This is a genomic window from Actinacidiphila sp. bgisy167 (assembly GCF_965342175.1).
In the GTDB taxonomy this organism is placed as follows: Bacteria; Actinomycetota; Actinomycetes; order Streptomycetales; family Streptomycetaceae; genus Actinacidiphila.
Genome location: NZ_CBDRBL010000106.1, coordinates 1 through 18,089, shown reverse-complemented (window position 1 = coordinate 18,089; position 18,089 = coordinate 1). Strand labels below are relative to the sequence as shown.

At 71.2% G+C, this 18,089-nt stretch carries 11 protein-coding genes; 2 read left to right on the top strand and 9 right to left on the bottom strand.

The window, feature by feature from the left end; all coding sequences use genetic code 11:
- The 6 genes from ACRWND_RS27765 to fxlA all read right to left on the bottom strand — a co-directional run.
- The coding region (locus ACRWND_RS27765; protein ID WP_431954181.1) for an ATP-binding protein at positions 1–220 on the bottom strand (220 nt) is incomplete at its 3' end.
- Between the two features lie 298 nt (positions 221–518).
- Positions 519–1,631: a hypothetical protein gene (locus tag ACRWND_RS27760; RefSeq protein WP_431954183.1), complete on the bottom strand. Its 1,113-nt coding sequence runs from the start codon at positions 1,629–1,631 to the stop codon at positions 519–521.
- A 74-nt stretch (positions 1,632–1,705) separates the two neighbouring features.
- The gene (gene fxlM, locus ACRWND_RS27755; protein WP_431954179.1) at positions 1,706–3,736 is read right to left on the bottom strand and encodes a methyltransferase, FxLD system; all 2,031 of its coding nucleotides are present in this window, start codon (positions 3,734–3,736) and stop codon (positions 1,706–1,708) included.
- 26 nt (positions 3,737–3,762) lie between these two features.
- A complete protein-coding gene (locus ACRWND_RS27750) occupies positions 3,763–5,037 on the bottom strand; it encodes a lanthionine synthetase C family protein (RefSeq protein WP_431954177.1) in 1,275 nt (424 codons plus the stop codon).
- Positions 5,034–8,126: a lantibiotic dehydratase gene (locus ACRWND_RS27745; RefSeq protein ID WP_431954175.1), complete on the bottom strand. Its 3,093-nt coding sequence runs from the start codon at positions 8,124–8,126 to the stop codon at positions 5,034–5,036. Before ACRWND_RS27745 ends, ACRWND_RS27750 begins: the two co-directional genes overlap by 4 nt.
- 97 nt (positions 8,127–8,223) lie before the next feature.
- The gene (gene fxlA, locus ACRWND_RS27740) at positions 8,224–8,400 is read right to left on the bottom strand and encodes an FxLD family lanthipeptide (protein ID WP_431954173.1); all 177 of its coding nucleotides are present in this window, start codon (positions 8,398–8,400) and stop codon (positions 8,224–8,226) included.
- Between the two features lie 320 nt (positions 8,401–8,720).
- On the opposite strand from fxlA, the gene ACRWND_RS27735 reads away from it, so the two are divergent.
- A complete protein-coding gene (locus tag ACRWND_RS27735; RefSeq protein ID WP_431954171.1) occupies positions 8,721–10,049 on the top strand; it encodes a DNA-binding protein in 1,329 nt (442 codons plus the stop codon).
- A gap of 9 nt (positions 10,050–10,058) precedes the next feature.
- Here the strand turns inward: ACRWND_RS27735 and ACRWND_RS27730 are convergent, their stop codons facing one another.
- Positions 10,059–11,072 (bottom strand): NAD-dependent epimerase/dehydratase family protein, encoded by a 1,014-nt coding sequence (locus ACRWND_RS27730; protein WP_431954169.1) that lies wholly within the window; start codon positions 11,070–11,072, stop codon positions 10,059–10,061.
- A gap of 228 nt (positions 11,073–11,300) precedes the next feature.
- Between ACRWND_RS27730 and ACRWND_RS27725 the strand changes: the two genes are divergently transcribed.
- Positions 11,301–14,843 carry an AAA family ATPase gene (locus tag ACRWND_RS27725; RefSeq protein WP_431954167.1) on the top strand — a complete coding sequence of 1,181 codons (3,543 nt, stop codon included), beginning with the start codon at positions 11,301–11,303 and terminating at the stop codon, positions 14,841–14,843.
- Position 14,844: 1 nt separating this feature from the next.
- On the opposite strand, the gene ACRWND_RS27720 is transcribed toward ACRWND_RS27725, so the two are convergent.
- Both ACRWND_RS27720 and ACRWND_RS27715 read right to left on the bottom strand, forming a co-directional pair.
- On the bottom strand, positions 14,845–15,153 hold the full coding sequence (locus tag ACRWND_RS27720; protein ID WP_431954165.1) for an NIPSNAP family protein: 309 nt from the start codon (positions 15,151–15,153) through the stop codon (positions 14,845–14,847).
- 643 nt (positions 15,154–15,796) lie between these two features.
- Complete coding sequence (locus ACRWND_RS27715; protein ID WP_431954163.1) at positions 15,797–17,956, bottom strand: UvrD-helicase domain-containing protein; 2,160 nt, start codon at positions 17,954–17,956, stop codon at positions 15,797–15,799.
- Positions 17,957–18,089: the final 133 nt, after the last annotated feature.

Sequence of the window (18,089 nt, the reverse complement as noted above, 5' to 3'; positions counted from 1 at the left end):
GACGCAGCCGCAGTTCGTAGGGGCCGACCGCGTGCTCGGTGGCGTTGGCCACCAGCTCGGAGACTGCCAACACGGCGTCGCTGATGACCTCACCGCCGTAGCCGAGCTGGTCGAGGGCGCAGCGTAGGGCGGTGCGGGCCTGGGCGGGGGCGTTGGGGGTGCAGCTGGTCCAGCGCCAAAGGATGTCGGCGCTGGCGGTCGGGTCGGGGTGGGTGGTCATCGCCGGCCTCCTCGGGCCGCGTGGCGAGCGCGTACGACGCGTCGATGGCGGCCGTGTCCGGGGCGTACGCAGTCGCGGGCTTCGGTGAGGGCGAACGGGCCGGCAGTCGGGGCGAAGGGCAGCAACAGCGCGACGGTGAAGAGGAGCGCAGCCATGGCAATGGCCTCCCAGTGATCGCGGACGGGACGCGACCACGACACCGTGGGTGCGCGAAGAGCGGAAGTCTGCTCTCACCAGGTCTTTCAAAGACTTTCCGGCGCTGGATGCCGGCTCGTCCGCGTCGTTCTCCCGGCGGGGGTCAGCGCTCGGAGGCTGCGTGGCCGAGGCTGGTGCGGATCACCTCGTCGCTGGTGTGGCGTGCGGCGGCGAGGTCGTCGCGCAAGGGTGCTGGGAGGGTGCGGGTGCCCAAGGCGCAGGCGTTCACGAGGTCGTGACACTGCTCGGCTTGCCGGTCGGTGATGAGGGCGGTGGTCAGCGCGTGGGAAAGGATCTCGCGGGCGGCGTATCCGTCACGTGCGTCCAGGGCCCGGTGGGCGAGGATGTCGGCGATCGTGCGGGCTGCGGGGTGCTCGGCAGCGGCGATGACATCAAGGACGGTGAGACCGAGTCGGGTGTCGAAGACGGTGAGACCGGGTTCCGGAAGTCGCTGGGGAAAGGCGTCGAGCAGGTGGTCGATGTGGCCGTCGACCGGTTGGCCGGTGCTGCGCTGGCACAGTGCGGTGAGGCAGGCGGTTACGGCCTGCTCCCATGGCTCGCCGGGGGCCGTGTGATCGAGGAGTTCGGCTGCGGTGGCGGTGTCGCGAGCGGTGAGGGCTGCGATGACGGCGACCTGGCGGCCGTCGAGCATGCGGGTGCCGATGCCGTGGTGCTGTTCGATGTGGGTGAGGGCTTGCTGCCAGCGACCTGTAGTGGTGAGTGCGCGGGTGCCGTCGGCGAGGAGGACCCGCCACAACCAGGCGCGTACCTCCTGGCGTTGCTGTGGGCTTTCGGCCAGGTCGGAGGGTACGGCTACACCGTCCAGGACGGTGCCTGTCGCGGTGTCGACGGCCGCGTGGAGGGTGAGGAGGTGGTGGTGTCCGTCGTCGTTGCGGTCGGCGCGGATGTGCAGGCGTGCGAGGTTGACCAGGGGTTCCAGTGCTCGGATGGCGCTCATCGCGGGCAGGGGGCACGCGTGGAGGTAGGCGGCGGCGTGCTGGTGGCACAGCGTGCGGGCGAGGTCGGGGAGTCCGAGGTCGGAGGCGAGGAGCGCGGACTGGTTGTAGACGGTGGAGGCCAGTCCCTGGTCAGTGTTCCGTCGGCTGGTGTCGGCGAGTTCGACGAGTTGCGCCACGCGTTCGGGCAGCGGGAGGCAGGCAGGGCGGACGCGAGCGACAAGGGGAAACCGCTTGGCTGTCGGCCCGTGCGGGTCCAGGGGGTTCACAGGTTCCTTCCGGAGGTGGGGACGGAGCCGGCCAGGCGGTCGAGCGGCCTGGCCGGTGGGCCGTGTCACTGCCAGTCGATGACGATGCGGTTGAGGGGGGTGTCCACGGTGAAACGGCCCGGGGCCGTCTCGACGGGCGCCGCGGCGTCGAGGGGCAGCAGTTCGAAGCGGGCTTCGCTGCCGCGGTGGTCGCGGTCCCAGGTGCGCATGGAGTCGGTGATGCGGGCGGCGAGTTCGTCTGCACCGGGACCGTGTCCGACGACGCCGAACTCCCACAGCTTGCCGCCGTCCGGGGTGCGCTGCTCGGACAGGCGGCGGGTGAGGTAGGTGAGCGCACCCTTGTCGAAGGCGGCGGTGGCGGACGGGTAGGGGTCGTCGGTGAGAACGGTGCCGGCCGCCGAGCGGGGGAAGAGCATCCGGGTCAGGCCGCTGGGTGTGGTGCAGGTCAGCCAGAGTTCCATCCACTCCGGCGATTCCATGGCGCGGTAGAGCACGCCGGACCACTCGACGGTGCGCGGCTGGTCGAGGACGTCGGCCAGGGCTTCGACGTCGGCCGCCTGCTCGAGGTGGGTCTGGAGCCGTACCGTCCCGTCCGGGGTGAGGGGGATGATGCGGCGCTCGTCGTCGGCGATGCCGCACCGCAGGGGCATGAACGTGTTCATCTCGCTCCCGACGGACAACCAGCGGCCGTCGTGGTTCTCGTAGGCGATGGAGCGGGAGACGCTGCCGCGCAGCCGCTGGGGGACGACCAGTCGACCGCCAGGCGCAAGCTGGTAAGTCCAGGCGCGGGGCACGCCGTGGGCACCGACGGTAGCGATGATCCGCTGGTAGGGGGCGCCGTCGGGGTGGCCGAGGGCGCCGTCGCCGAGGACGACGGTGACGTTGCCGATGCCCGCCTCCGCAAGGCGGGCGCGGGCACCGCTGACGAGGTCGTCGTCGACGTCGACGGTGGTGACGTGTCCGGTGCCGCTGACCAGGTGGGCGAGAAGGGCGGCGTTGTAGCCGCTTCCGGCGCCGAGTTCGAGGACGGCGTCCCCGGGCTGGGGCTGCAGTTGCTCCAGCATGAGGCCGACGACCCCCGGCTGTGAGGCGCAGCTGATGGACGTGCCGTCCTCGTCGCGTTTGATGTCGACCGTCGTGTCGGCGTAGGCGACGTCGAGCGAGACGTGGGGCACGAAAACGTGGCGGGGGACGCTGCGCAGTGTCGTCTCGATGCGGGGCGTGCGCACCCGGCCGTCGGCGACGACCCGGTCCACCAGGGCGTGGCGGAGCCGTTCGGCGTTGGCGTCGGTAGTGTGCGGTTGTGCGGGTGCCGTGTGGTCGCTGGTGGTCATGACTACCTCTCGTGCGAGCTGGTACAGGGTGCGCTGGTCTTCCAGGGGGAGAGCGGCGCGGTTGGCGTGGAAGATGACGTGGTGGGCGAGGACGGCCCTCAGGCCTCGGGACAACTGACCGGTGCGGGCCAGGCGGGCGAGGTCGCGCCCGGCTCGTTCGAATGCCGCGATCCATACATCGTGTCCGGCCAGAGGTCCACCGGGGCCCGTCTGGGTATGCGTGTCGGCGGTCATCAGTCGGCGCAGCGCCGGGAGGTGCGCGGCGGCCTGTTCGGGCAGGTGGCCGTGGTCGGGCGGGCGCAGGGCGGCGGCCTTCGCCCAGACGTCGCCTTGCTCGTACCAGTCCAGGCCCGCGGCGCGCAGCATGGTGCTGCACAGCAGGACGGCGGTCTCGCGGGCGCCGAGGTGCTGGGCGCAGGTGAGCAGATGGCGGCTGTCGTGGTGGAAGAGGTCGTGTGCCGTCGCCATGGCCTGCTCGCCGCCGAAGGCGACGGTTTCCGGTTCGTACACGCTGCTCGTCCACGCGGTGATCCGGCCGTCGGCCGCGAGCTTGTCGAGGAGGTCCCGGATGGCGGCGGGTGCGGGCCCGCGGCAGCAGTAGCGCAGCGGCCAGGGCTGCTTGTTCATATACCACCAGGTGGTGAGGAGTCCGTCGGTCTGGGCGGCGGTGAGGGCGGGGCCGAGGACGCCGGTTGCGGCGGTCCGGGCGGTGTCGCGGTCGGGGAAGGTGAGGTTGTGCTGGTGCCAGTGCTCGCGGGGCATCAGGGCTCTCTTCGTGACGGCGGGGCTCAGGCCAGGAGCAGGCAGGTGTCCCAGGCGGAGGCGGTGGGTGTGGTGGTGCTGGGTGCGAGGACGGCCAGGGCGACGCCTGCGGCGCCTTCGAGCAGTCCGGTGCCGGAGGCGCTGCTGTCGATGAGCGTGGTGGCCGCGGTGTCCGGGTCTACGTCCGGGGGGTGGACGGCGGAGAGCAGACCGGGGATGAGGGCGTGGAGGCGGGTGCGAGTTGCGGGTAGCGCGTCTTGGGCCATGCGTGCGGCGGTGTGGGCGAGGCCGGCGTATCCGTGGCACAGGGACGGGTCCGTCACGGTGGCGAGGTGTGCGGTGTCGGTGAGGGCGTCGATGAGTGCGATTTCTGCTGCGAGTTGGCGGCTGGTGTCGGCGAGGGCGCGGCCGGCGAGTTGTTGTGCTCGCGCGAGTCCTGCGGTGCCGTAGCACCAGGACGGGCGGCGCGGGCCGGCGGGGCCGGGCCGGTCGGTTCGCAGTTCGGGGCGGGTGATCCAGTACGGCCAGGTCGGACCGTGGTCGGTGTCGGTGCGCCAGCGGTCCAGCCAGGCGCAGATGGTGCGCAGCGCGTGGAGGTGCCCGGGGACGGTGATGCCTCGCAGGGCGGCCAGGGCGAGCAGCGACAGAACTCCGCCGATGCCGTGGGCGAGGCCGTTGTTGGCGTGCCCGCCCGCGAAGCGGCTGTGCGGTGTGCCAGCGGGGCCCGTTGCGGTCCACCATCCGGGCAGCACCACACCGTTGAAGGGGATCGGCTTGGTGAGGCGGACGAGGTAGTCCAGGACTGCGTGGACGAGGGGGCTGTCGGGGTCGCGGCGCAGCAGGTAGGCACCGTAGCCGGTGAGGCCGCGGATGGCGTCGAACTCTGCGAGGGCGGGGAGGTGTCGGGCGTCGAGGCGGCGGTGTGCTGCGTCCAGCCGGCGTCGGGTGTCGACGGTGATCTGCCGGTCCAGCGCGTCCAGGGCTTTGCGGCAGGTGCCGGGACGCTGCTCGGCGGCGCAAGCCAATGCGTGCGCGAGCGCTGGGGCGCCGTGGTAGGGGTGGCTGTCGGGTCCGGCGGTGAGGGGGGTGCGGGCGGCGGCGGTGAGCCAGTCGCGGGCGCGCTGCCAGGGTCCGAGGCCTTGGGCGGCGCGTTCGATGTGCAGTAGGGCGATGCCGGGGATGCCGTGGGCGAGGGACCGCCGCCACACCTGCTGGCTATAGATGGTGGGCGGGGTGGTGTCGGGGTGGGCGAGGCGGTCGCTGACGGCTCGGGCGAGGTCGTGGCAGGGATGGATGCTCATGCGGGCCTTCCGGTGGTGCGGGCAGTCCAGGTGAGGGCGGCGGCCCGCGCGAGATACAGGCAGAGGGCCTCTTCGGGGAAGTCGACGGCCACGTGGCGGACGAAGTGCACGTGCAGGAGGGAGTTCAGGACGTCGTCGGCGTTGATGCCGTGGGTGTCCGGCCCGGGCAGGTGGCTGCGGTAGGCGGCCAGGGCCGTATCCCGGTCTGCCCAGGCGGCGACGGTCTGCGGGCCGCCCGGGAGCGAACGCAGTGCCGACCAGTCGTGGCGGGGGTCGGCGAGGCGGACGGCTTCGGTGAACTGCGGGCGCGGCACCGGCTGCGGGGCGGTCGCGGGGATGTGGTCGATCAGCCAGCGCATTCCGGCCGCCGTGCTGCCGAGGAAGGCGGAGGCGATGGCGACGGTGTGCGCGGCGACCAAGGCGCGCCGTTCGGGCCGGTCGCGCTGGCGAAGTTGGGTGAGCAGGGCGCGGGAGTCGGTACGGAACACCTCTTCGGCCGCCTGCCACGCTTGTCCGGAGCCCCAGCGGCCGGTCTCGGGGTAGGAGGTGGGGTAGCGGACCTCGCGCAGCAGGCCTGCGGCGTGGAGTTCGTTCGTCCATGCGCTGACCTCTGCGGCGACGGGCCCGAAGTCGGCGGGGTCGTTCAGGGCGATCCGCAGCCGCAGGTGCTGGTCGGGGTCGCGGAAGCGCACGTACCACCAGGGCGGTTGGCCGAGTCGCTCCAGCAGCGCGGGCAGGTGTTCGGCGACGACGGTGTCCTGCCGGCGGATGTCGCCGTACAGGGCGGCCAGGAGTACGGGCGACGCGGCCGGGCTCTGGCCTTGGTCGCGGCCGATGATCCGGTCCCGCGTTGGAGCCGGGAGACGCGGCCACGGCGAGGGTCCGACGGCCCGGAGCGGGATGACGATCTCGTGGGCCCGGCCGCCACACCAGCCGGCCCTGCCCGGTGCCTCGACGAGGACGGCCTGCCCGGACCGGTGCAGGTGGTCGCGCAGCAGTACCCGGTGGCCCGTGTGGTCGAGATCCAGGGTGAGGCGCCGGTCGCCTTCGGCGAGGTGCACATGCCGGGGAAGGCGGCGTCGGCTGCGCAGCCCCGTAAAGGCGTCGTCCCACGTGCTCCAGGGCGAGATGCGGTCGGGGAGCTCGTCCGCGGTCAACCGCCACCGGGCCGGTGAGATCACCGTGCGTCCGTGGCACAGACGCGGCAGGAACGGCATGGCCTGTGCTGCTCCCCAGTCGAACAGCGTCACCGCGGCGCACTGGGCTCGGCTCAGCTCGATCAGGAAGCGGGCCAGCGGAGAGGTGTGGGTGCGCAGGTTCAGGGCGTGCATCGCGACGGCCTCGACGCGCCGCCTGTACGCCGGCGCCGCCAGGTACATGCGGCGCCCGTCGCAGCCCACCGCCAGGTCCTCGACCGTCAGGACCGATGCGTCCGGGCTCTGGTGCTCCTCCAGGCTGATCACGGTCGGCAGGACCCGGGGCGCTCGGGTGACGTGCGCCGTCTGCGGCACCAGCGGCGGGAACGACAGCTGGGCCACCGCGGTGGTGCCGTCGCCTCCCGGCAGGTCGGACAGTTCGCCGGCCAGCGCGGTACGCCCCTGCTGGTCCAGGACGGGAAGGAACCGGCCGGTGCCGACGCCCGCGCCGCGGGAGACACTCAGGACCTCCAGGCGGAAGTCGCCGCGCTCCATGCTGGCGGTGCTGTCGGCGTGTACCCGCACCCCTATCTCCACGTGCGGTGGGAGCCGGGGGTGCTCGGGTCCGAGGTCCAGGGCCGCCAGCAGGGCCTCGTCCACGACGACCTCCTCGCGGCCGTCGAGCACAGCCTGCTGGGCCAGCCGCACCAGCACCTCGTCCCGGCTCGACACCGGCGGGCGACGCTCCGGGACGGCGGTTCCCGGGTATCCGTCGGGGAACCCGATGCCGCTGTCGGCGACGGCGTCCAGGACGGGCACCATCGACCCGATCCCGAACCGCTCGTAGAACCGCTGGTGGTACGCCTTCCATGCCGCCGTGCCGTACGGCGCGGAGCTCACGCGGGCGAGCACCAGCGCCGCCTTCTCCACCTCACGGGCCACCACCGCGGGCAGAGTCACGGAGGCGTCCAGACGTAGGTCCACAGCGAGCGGATGCCGCCGGACCGGGGCCAGCGCGCCCATCAGCTCGGCGGCACGCTCCCGCCCGGCACGGCTCTCGCGCACGGGCCGCCCGTCGCAGGCTTCCAAAGCGACATCGATATCACGTAGTTCACGGACCAGCTCGGAAACCTGGGTGATCCCGTCGGCGCCGACGGCGTCGAGCTGCGCCAGCAGATGCCCGAAGGCGTCGGTCGCGGTGCCGGGTGCGTGCAGCGAGGTGATCAGCACCCGTCGCTTGACGAGCTCCGCCAGCAACTCCGTGACCGTTTCCTGCCCGGCGTCCGGGAAGTTCGCCAAAACCTTCTCCCTCACCTCGACCACGGGGGCGGGGGTACGGGCTGCCGCCAAGGCGGCGCGTACCGGCTCGGAGTGTCGCAGCGCCACCTCGACGGCACCCGTGCCGCGCACCCGCCCGTCCGGCTGGTACGGCACGACCACCCGGTCGCCGCGGACCATCAGCGCGCTGTTGGCGACCACCGGCAGCCGTGCCAGCAACACGGGGCAGGCTTCCAGTCGTCCGATCACGGCCGCGAGCCATTCGGCGCCGGCACGGACCACCGTCCGGTGCTCGGTGCCCCACTCGGCTCGTGCCCTCGTGCCGAGGGCGGCAGTGGTCACCCCGGCGAACAGCCCGAACGGCGTGGCGCGGCCCTCGGCACGTAGCAGGTAACGCGCCACCGACAGCACCGCGCGCCGTACATCCCGTCCGGCGGGCCGCTCTGCCATGCACAGTGTCTGGATCTCCTGCGCCAGCGCCGGGCTGGCATGCCGCACAGCGTCGGTGACATCGGCCGTATCCCACACCGCCCGCAGCCAGGCGACCTGTGCCGATACGCCCTGCAGACTCGAATCGATCAGATCGGGCCACGGCGGAACGTGCAACCGCGGGTGTGCCGCAGCGCGCACGAGCGCGATGGAGCCGGACCGGAACACGCGGGCGGGTGAGGCCATACCAACCTCCTCAAGGGCAGTGGGAAAGGGGAAGAGACGACCGGTGCCGCCACCGGGCGGACGCCGTACGACGGCACCGGCATCGGGCACGAGAGCGTCAGGCGACGCCGGTCGTGCAGGCGCCGCACGTGCTGCCGCAGCCGTCGTCGGTGACGTTGACCAGGCCGGCCGGGTCCGCCACCTCCAGCAGCGTGACGTCCAGGTCGAAACCGCTGTCCGACGCGACGGCCTGCTGCTGCGCGGCCTGCGTGCTCAGCGTGATGTTCGGGCTCATACCAACTCCTCCGGTGTGTGGGGATGACGCGTCGTTCGCGACTCCACGGCCGTGACCCGCCCCGTAACGGGAACCTGCAGCGACCGCTCGGCTCAGCGAACGTGGTGAACAGGGTTCTGTCGGCCCGGATGGCTCCGCCATGCCTCCACGGGTGGCCTTCAGATACCGTCCGAGTGACGTGCCGCGCTTCCGAGTGGCTTTCACATAGCCTCTGCTGCAGCCTTGTTGCGTCCTCGCGGGGCGACGGTGTCCCCTTCCAGTCAAGGGATCGATCCACAAGGCGCGCCGCAGCGTGCGGGACACTCGGAGAGTGGGGCGGAATGGGCGACGGGCCGAAGACGCTGCTGAAGTGGCTGGTCGACCGGGACCGGATGCCGTACCGCAGGTTCGACCAGAAGTTCACCGAGACCGGAGGTCTGCTCTTCGGCAGGAGTCCGAACAACCCCACCTGCGGCGAGAGCCAGTTCCGGCGCTGGACGGCCGGCAAGCTCATCGGCCTGCCCGGCGCCGAAGCCTGCCGGATCCTCGAAACCATGTTCCCCGGTCACACCGTGGAGCAGCTCTTCGGGCCGCCGCCCGCAGCGGACGATCTCCCCGCCATCCCCCGCGACCTGGAAGAACGAGTTCGCATGACTGCACGTGAAGCTCATGACAGCGCCGACGCGACCGCCACGGCGGCCATCTCCGACACCAGCATCGACGAGATCCGCGACCAGGTGATCAGCCTCGCCCGGCAGTACCACGCCGTCCCACCGCAGAAGGCGTTCGAGGACGCCGACGTCCTGCGTCTGGAGGTCGAGAGGCAGCGCGACCGAACGCAGATCCCCGCCCAGCAACAGGAACTGATGGTCCTCAACGGCCAAGTCTCGGCCCTGCTGTCTGCGGCCGCCTTCAATCTCGGCTACCTCTCCAGCGCGAGGAGCTTCGCCCGTACGGCCGCGCTGTACGGCGAGACCTCACGGTTCGCCCCGCTGCGCGCCTTCGCCGACGGCGCATTGGCGTATATCGCCTACCACTCCGGCGAAGCCACCGAAGCCGCGGCGAAAGCCGAGCGCGCACTGTCACACGGCGCCGTAGGCGACGTCGCGTACCGCCGCCTGTACGCCATCCAGGCCCGCGCGTACGCGCACCTGGGCGACGTGAGCTCCGCCCAGGCCGCGATCAGGCGCTCCGAGGAGGCCGATCACGGCCGAAGGGACGAGCTACACGACACGGTGGGCGGGGAGTTCGGCTTCCCCGCCGAGCGGTTGGCCATGTCCAACAGCACCACCGCGCTCGTCATCGGAGACGGCGCCCAAGCCGAGACCTCCGCCCGGCGCGCCCTCGTGCTACTCGCGCAAAAACCACAGAACACACAGTCTGCGCACGTGCGCGGAGGCGCGGCGGCCGACCTCGCCCTGGCCCGCCTCATGTCCGGCGACGTCGACGGCGCAGCCGAAGCGCTGGAACCCGTGTGGAGCATTCCAGAGGACCACCGCATGACGGGCATCGTGGTCCGCATGGCCCGGGTCCGTCGCCACCTGGCGCAACCCGCCTACCACGGGGCGCCGCTCCCCCGGCAACTACGCGAACGCATCGAGGACTACACGCGCCTGTCCCCGCCGTACCGGCTCGGCCCGCACACAGGGCTGCTGGCCCTCGAAGCCTGACCGACACGTTCACAGTGAGGCAAGGATCTTCGCTTCCTTCTCGACGGCGATCCCGTGCAGCGCCCGCCGGGGATGGTCAACAAGGCTTCCACCCGCCGACAGCCACGCCCAAGTGTCCCGGATCGTCTCCGCCAACGGCCGGCAGCGCAGACCCGCAGCCAGCGCGCGCCCGGAGTCGACCGACCACACCCCGGCGTGCGTACGCCACAGCGGCAACTCCGTCCACTGCGCGACCCCTTGCGCCGCCAGGACCTCCGGCTCCACCCAGACGGGCGCCCCCGCGCCACCCGTCACCTCCAGGCACGCGCCAATGAAGTCGCGGAAGGTCATCCCCTCCGGATGGGAGACGTTGAAGCTCCCGCTACCCGTGCCCGCAGCCTGGTCCAGCGCGAAGGCCGCCACATCCCGGACGTCGACGGGCTGAATCCTCCGGTCGGCCGGGGCCGGCGCCAGAATCCGCCCGCCCCGAGCCGCCCGCTCCAGCCACCACGGCAACCGCCCGACATACTCTCCCGGCCCCAGGATCACCCCCGGCCGCAGAAACACCGCCCGCTCCCCGAACGCCTCCCCCACCGCCCGCTCCCCGCCGGCCTTCTGAAACCCGTACTTGGTCGGGCTCCCGTCCTCGCCGGTGTAGCCGAACGACTCGTCAGCATCGGCCGGGCTCTCCAAGAGCGCAGAGCGGTCGGTCAGATGCGAATGCGGCCAGCCCGCGTACACGGAAACCGTGGAAACGTGCACCCACCGTGCCGCCATCTTGCTCAGGGCAGACGCAACAAGCAGCACATCGCGCGGCGCCAACTCCGAGCTGGAGGTGTCGATCACCGCATCCCACGGCCCGCGCTCCGCCAGCCGCGCCACATCGCCGGCCTCCGTCCGGTCCCCTCGTACGGCCTGCACCCCGTCGACGTCGCGCCCAGAGCGCCCACGGTTGAACGTCGTCACGGACCACCCGCGGGCCATCGCCCCCTCGGCAATCCATCGGCCCAGAAACCACGTCCCGCCCAGAACCAGAATCCTCATGGCCATGATCCTGCCTGCCCGCTGCTCGCAGCAGAAGAACGCGCAGCCGCGGATTCGAGCCTTCACTGTCGAGGCCGGCAACTCACCGAGTGCGACGCCACCGTCGCTCGCTGCTCGGGCACTCTTGAGATATTGCAGCCCGCGGCCGATGATTGCCGTTGGCGATCGGTAGCGGCGAAGCCGGGGGGCGTGGATGCAGCGACGCGGCAGCGCGGGGAATGCGGCGCCGTGAGGGGCCGCCTGCAGCTACTGCTTCAGGTCACGCTGGTCCTGGTCGGAAGCCTGCTGGGGATCGTCACGAACTACGCCACCAATGAGAACGACGTCCCCTTGCTGCTGCAGTTGCTGCAGCGGGTGGCCATACCGGCGATCGGGCTGCTGATCGTGGCGACCGTGGCCTTGCAGGTGGTCGTCCACCGGCTGGAGAATCCTGGGACGCCGCGGTCGGTCTGGCCCCGTGACCGGGTCCCCTACCCAGGGCTGGACGCTTTCACCGAGGACGAGGCTCCGGTTTTCTTCGGGCGGCCGGCGCAGTCCGATGAGCTGACTCGGCGTCTCCACCAGCCGCAAAGCCGTCCCGCCGACAGATTCCTGCTGCTGGTCGGGGCCTCGGGGAGTGGGAAGTCGTCGCTGGTGCGCGCGGGGTTGATGCCGCGGTTGCGCGGCCGGCGGTGGACGGTCCTTCCGGCGTTCTCGCCCGGGCCGAATCCGCTGGCGGCGCTGGCGGCGGTCATCGCTGCGGCCGGCGGCGGCCGGGAGTCAGTGGCTACGGTGCTGCGACGTCTGCGGGAGGATCCGGCGGCGCTTGTCGCAGAGTTGGCGCGGCTGCGTGCGGGCAGGTTCCGGAGTGTGCTGCTGGTCGTGGACCAGTTCGAGGAGCTCGTCACGCTCGCCGGCGAACGGGAGCGGTCGCAGTTCCTCGATGCCCTGCACACCTGCCTGGCCAGGGATGCGCGGGTGCGGGTGCTGGCGACGCTGCGGGTGGACTTCCTCAGGCCGCTGCTGGCCACCGGCCACGCCGAAATGTTCCAGCACCCGGTGGCCATCGGCGCCCTTGACCGGAGCCAACTGGCCGAAGTGGTGAAGCGGCCCGGCGCATTGGTGGGCTTGTCGTTCGCTCCCGGCGTCGTGGACGCCATCGTCGAGGACACCGGTTCCGACGACGCGCTGCCGCTGCTGGCGTACCTGCTGCAGGAGCTGTACCTCGCGTCCGGTCCGGGCGAGACCGTGACCGAGGAGCTCTACCGCAGGCTCGGCGGGGTCGCAGGGGCGCTGGCCCGGCAGGCCGACCACGCCGTGGCCGAACTCGGCGCCGGCACCGATTGCGTCGCTATCGACGAGGTCCTGCGCGTCCTGCTGAGGTTCGTCACCGTCCAAGGCCAGGAGGTGGCCCGTCGTCGCGTCGTGCTGGCCGAACTGACCGACCGGGAACGGCGCGTGGTGGACGCCTTCACCGATGCCCGCCTGCTCACCACCGGCGCCGAGCCCGGCCATGAACCCTACGCCCAGGTCACCCACGAGGCCCTCTTCCGCCAGTGGGCGCCCCTACGGCAGGAAGTCGAAGCCCACACTGAGCAACTGCGTCAGCGCGCCGAACTCGAGCGTTGGGCCGAAGACTGGGAGCACTCCGGACGCAGCGACGACTACCTGCTGACAGGTGAGCGACTGGGCCTGGCGCAGCGGTGGCTGCTGGCGTTGCGGGACAGCGGGCAGGCGACGCCAGGGGCGCAGGCATTGGTGGAGTCGTCGCAGCGGCGTGATCTGGCGTTCTTGCGGCGGGTGGCGGACGCGATCGGACAGTACGTGCTGGGGGCGGTGGAGCGGGACCCGGAGCGGTCGTTGCTGCTGTCGCTGGCGGCGCTGGGTGAGTGCACGCCGACGCCGGCGGCCCAACGGGGACTGCTGACGGCGTTGGCGTTCAGCCATGGCCGGCTGCTGCTTGACGGGCACACCGATACCGTCCGGCACGTCGCCTGGTCCCCCGACGGGTGCTGGGTCGCGACGGCATCTCGGGACGGCACCGCGCGGATCTTCGACGCCGCTTCGGGACGCTGTACGCGGGTGCTACCGTCCCAAGGCGCCATGGTCGAAGGTGTGACCTGGTCACCGGATGCCGCCCGGGTCGCGACGGTGGGTCGCGAGCACGTGGTGAGGATCTGGGACGCCGCCACCGGCGAACCCGTGCGTCTGCTGACCGGTGCCGGCGATATCGGGAGGCAGGTCGCCTGGTCCCCAGACGGGAGGTGGGTGGCGGCCAGTTCCCGCGACCAGACGGTCCGTGTGTGGGACGCCGCCAGCGGCCGCCTCGCCCATGAGCTGCGCGGCCACCAAGGTGACGTGTGGGGCGTGGCATGGTCCCCGGACAGCACCCGCCTGGCCTCCGCGTCCCACGATCAGACCGCCCGCGTCTGGGTCCTGGAGAGCGGCACCACGGCAGTCGTGCTGTCCGGACATGCCGACTTCGTCGAGGGCATCGTCTGGTCCCCGGACGGCACGCGCATCGCCACCGGCTCCGGTGACCACACCGTCCGCATCTTCGACGCCACCACCGGCGCCCGACTGCTCCTGGTCCGCGGTCACACCGACTACGTGTGGAACACCGCCTGGTCCCCCGACGGGCGGCTCCTCGCCTCGGCATCCTCGGACCACACCGTCCGGATCGTCGACGCCCACGACGCCAAGGTCGTCGCCGTCCTGCGTGGCCACTCCGACACCGTCTGGGGCGTGACCTGGTCCCCCACCGGTCGCCGAATCGCCACCAGCTCCACCGACGGCACCGCCCGCATCTGGGACCTGCGCCCCCGAGGCGCCGAAACCCTCCTCCTCGACTGGCACCGCGGACCGGTCAACCAGGCCGCCTGGAACCACGACCACACGCGCATCGCCACCGCCTGCGACGACCACACCGTCCGCATCTTCGACGCCACCACCGGCGCCACCGCCCACGTCCTCGAGCACGCCGACCGCGTGTGGAGCACCGCCTGGTCACCGCACGACGACCGCCTGGCCATCAGCACCAACGACGGCACGTTCCGTATCTTCCACCCCGACGGCAGGACAATCGCCGAACACCGCGGACCCGTCATCGAATCCATCGCTTGGTCCCCCGACGCCACCCGCATCGCCACGGGCGACCACGACGGCACCATCACCATCTGGTCCGCTCACGACGGCACCCGTCTTACCGCCCTGACCGGGCACCAGGACTGGGTCAGCCGCATCGCCTGGTCCCCCACCGGCCGCCATCTGGCCAGCGCTTCCGATGACCGCACCTGCCGCCTGTGGGACATCGCCGAAGCCCGGCAACTCACCGTCCTGCGCGGGCACGACAACTACGTCGACGACGTCACCTGGTCACCCGATGAAACCCGCGTCGCCACCGCTTCCGGCGACTGGACCGCAGCCGTCTGGGACACCGCCACCGGCCGCCGCATCGACACCCTCACGGGCCACCAAGGCCGGCTGCGCGCCATCGCCTGGTCCCCCGACGGACGCCACATCGCCACCGGCTCCGACGACCGCACCCTGCGCATCTGGTCAGCCACCACCTACGAAGAGACCACCATCGCCGGCGTCCATCAAGACAAGATTGCCTCCGTCGCCTGGACCCGCGACAGTACCCGCCTGCTCACCGCCTCCCACGACGGCACCGCCCGCATCTGGACCGCCGACCATGACCTCACCCGCCTCGAAGCCCACGCCCGCACCCGCGTCTTCCGCGTCCTCACCGAGGACGAACGACGCCACCACATGCTCCCCCAAACGCCCTAACTCAGGACCCTAGTTCGACCGGCTCCACCGTCCGTTCCTCCGTACTCACCAGGTAGTCATCCGGATCTAGACCCATCGCCTTGCGCTCCGGCGACGCCCAGTACACGGCGTTCCGCTCCGCGAACGACTCCGGCCCGTCATACGAGATCAGCCACACGAACTGGTTACGCTCCCGGTCCACCCACGCCCCACCGATCGCGAATCCCAAGGCCAACCGGAGCGGCACGATCTCTTCCCGCCACCGATCCGCCCACTCGTCCAGCAACCCCTCCCGGACGGTGTAGGTCCGCAACTGCGTCGTCTTCGGCATACGAAGCCCTCCGGAATCGTCAACTCATCAGCACGATAGAGGTCCCAGCTGCATTCCGGCGCAGCTCCGGGAGCATGTCGCAGTGCCCAGGACCGAGACCGAACGCGTATACATCGCCTGGACCGCTCGCACCGAACGCCACCACAGCATCCGCACCCTCGAGAACATCGCCGCCCTCAGCGCCGGCGCACACGACTCCATTGGAGCCCTTGGCCTTCGCGCCCCTCTGACCCTCGGCTTCAACGAATACGACGGCAAAATCGTCTACCGCGCCGCAGCCTACTCTGCCGCCGGAGAGGGAGAGCGCCTGCGCCGCTCGGATGGCGTCCCGCCAAGTGGTGTAGGGGATCAAGGCGCCGGAATCCGCAGGCCATGGACGGGGCTCCGCCCAGTCTGGGATTCAACCCACCTCACCCCCCAGCAGGCTTCGTGCGTTACCGCGTCTACGGAGATCGCCCTGGGCCTCGTACCGAAGCGCGTAGCGCTTGATCCCCCGCACCACGTCGGGGGACACGACCGCTGCTCGCGCTGGCGGACGAGTGGTTCCGGGTGCACTACGAGAGACGCCGACTCGGGGCCGTCCCCCGGCGTCATCGCATCTACGGCTCCCGGACTGAGGTACCACCGGAACCGGAGCACGGCATCACAGGGCAAGAATCTCGCTGGGTTGCCCGCTGTACGACACGTACAGCGCCTCCCGCGCCCGAGTGCAGGCAACGAACAGCAGGCACCGCTCGGCAGCCAGGTCGGTGGTGTGCTGGATGCGGTCCACCTCGGCCGGGGTGACGGCCGGCGCGAACGGGAAGGCGGACCGGGTAACGCCGGCAACGGCGACGCACCGGTACTCCAGCCCCTTCATGCTGTGCAGCGTCGACACCCGCACTCCCACCGCGCTCTCTGGCTCCCCGTCCCGCACCCGCACCACGGGGATGCCGGCCGCGGCGAGACGGTCACCCAGCTTGCCCGTCAGGGTGTTGAAACGAGCGCAGACAGCAATGTCCGACGGCGCGACCCCGGCGTCCATCCAGTCCCGAACTCTGCGCACGACGGCGTCGGCCTCCTCGTTCTCACTCCCGTGCCCCTCGCACACAGGCTGTACTCCGTGCAGCAGCGAACGGTATCCGGCGAGGGTGTCGTGGGCGTCGCCGGTCAGATCGGCGACAGGCTCACCGCCGAGCAGGCCACGGGCCCAGCGCAGGATCTCCTCGGTGGAGCGGTAGTTGACGCGCAGTCGCCCGCTACGTCCCGCGACGGAAATGCCGAGGGAGCGCAGCGAGACCCGGGCATCGTAGATCCTCTGATGCGGGTCGCCGGTGACGAACAGGTCGTCGGGACCCTCCGGGGTCAGGGCGCGCAGCAGCCGCCACTGCGCCGGGTGCAGGTCCTGCGCCTCGTCCACGACGACATGGTCGTAAGACGGTTCCGCGCCCGGCTTGTCGTGCAGCAGCCGGGCAGCCTCGGCACAGACCTGCAGCCAGGTGTGCGCCCGGTCACGGGCCAGACCGTCCTCGAAGAGGGTCACGGCCTGCCACACGCGCCGCCGCTGGGCCTGCCCGAGCGCGCTGCCGCGTCCACGCCGCTCGCACGCCAGGTATTCCTCCTCGCTCCGCAGGTCCTGGGCTAGGACCACGTGCCGGTACTCCTGGGACAGGAACGCCTCGTTCCAGGGCAGTTCGAGGCGGCGGGCCACGCGCTGCCAGCGGGTCCGCTCGTCCCGGTCGCTGAGCGCGGCCCCCGGGTTGCCACGCAACTGCCGCACGACTCGGTGGGCGACGGCGTCGACAGTGGTGACGTCGACACGGGCGAGCAGCGCCGGGTCGTGGTCGAGCAGCAGGGCGAGGCTGCTCTGCAGGGAGCGGGCCAGGGCTCCGGTGTAGGTGGTGAGAAGTACACGCGTGTCGGGCGCCCGGTCCAGCAGGTGCTTGACCCGGTGCAGGGCGACGACCGTCTTTCCCGTGCCGGGGCCGCCGGTGATCTGGGCGGGTCCGGCGTAGCCGGGCCGGTAGGCGATGCGCCGCTGGGTAGGGTGAAGGAAGATCCGCCAGGCGGCGAAGGGCTTGGTCAGGATGTCGGCGAGTTCGTCGGGACCGGTGACAAGCGCGATGCGGCTGCGGGTGCGAGTGACGGCGGCGGCCAGGTCGTCCTCGGCGGTGGTCTGCCCCGCCGCCGAGCCCTGGGTGGCGGTCGTCTTCTGGCGTACGGCGACGAGGTCTCGGTAGATGTCGTCGGGATCGAGGCCCTCGGCGAGCAGCCACAGCGCCTCGTACTGGTCCTCCGGCATCAGCGACCCGAACGCCTCCAGCTGCGCCTTGCCGGTGACGGTGCGGGCGGCGCGCAGGGTGACGTCGTCCACGCCGAGGTGCCGCAGGACGGTGTCCGACCAGGGGGCGAACAGGAGCTGGGGGGCCGCGGCGGCTTCCTGCGCGAAGAGCGGGGTTATCTGCTCCATGGCGGTGAGGTCGCGCACTTCGAGGCAGCGGGTTACGGCGTTGACCGTGTAGAGCCGTCGGCGAGCCCACGAGTAGGCCTTGTCATGGGGGACGACGTGGACGAAGACGAAGAGGTCGCTGCCGTCGTCGGGCGCGAGCAGCACGATCCGCAGCCCGTCATCGACGCGGATGGTCCGCATCCGAGGGTCACGCGAGCTCACCACAGACTCCAGGTGAAGCCCTTTGTCCGCATGGAGTTGCGGGACCGTCAGCTGCTGGAACTTGGCCATCGCCTTGTGGACGCGGGCACGGGCCGGCTTGTCGAGCCGGTCGACGCCCTCCCAGAACGTGTTGGTGATCGCGATCTGCGGCATGTTCCCCACCCTTCGACAACACCGACCGACAGAGTATCTGTTGACTCAGTTTACGAAATGCTCCATGATCTCCGCAGCAGTTGCCCTACGACACAGGGGCATCGCGAGCGCGGGGGTTGGGGAGATGACACGG

Bases quoted from the DNA above. Each gene is read 5' to 3' on its own strand.
- ACRWND_RS27720 (WP_431954165.1), bottom strand. From the start codon at position 15,153: ATGCCGAAGACGACGCAGTTGCGGACCTACACCGTCCGGGAGGGGTTG.
- ACRWND_RS27730 (WP_431954169.1), bottom strand. From the start codon at position 11,072: ATGAGGATTCTGGTTCTGGGCGGGACGTGGTTTCTGGGCCGATGGATT.
- ACRWND_RS27745 (WP_431954175.1), bottom strand. From the start codon at position 8,126: ATGGCCTCACCCGCCCGCGTGTTCCGGTCCGGCTCCATCGCGCTCGTG.
- ACRWND_RS27735 (WP_431954171.1), top strand. From the start codon at position 8,721: ATGGGCGACGGGCCGAAGACGCTGCTGAAGTGGCTGGTCGACCGGGAC.
- fxlA (WP_431954173.1), bottom strand. From the start codon at position 8,400: ATGAGCCCGAACATCACGCTGAGCACGCAGGCCGCGCAGCAGCAGGCC.
- ACRWND_RS27715 (WP_431954163.1), bottom strand. From the start codon at position 17,956: ATGCCGCAGATCGCGATCACCAACACGTTCTGGGAGGGCGTCGACCGG.
- fxlM (WP_431954179.1), bottom strand. From the start codon at position 3,736: ATGCCCCGCGAGCACTGGCACCAGCACAACCTCACCTTCCCCGACCGC.
- ACRWND_RS27750 (WP_431954177.1), bottom strand. From the start codon at position 5,037: ATGAGCATCCATCCCTGCCACGACCTCGCCCGAGCCGTCAGCGACCGC.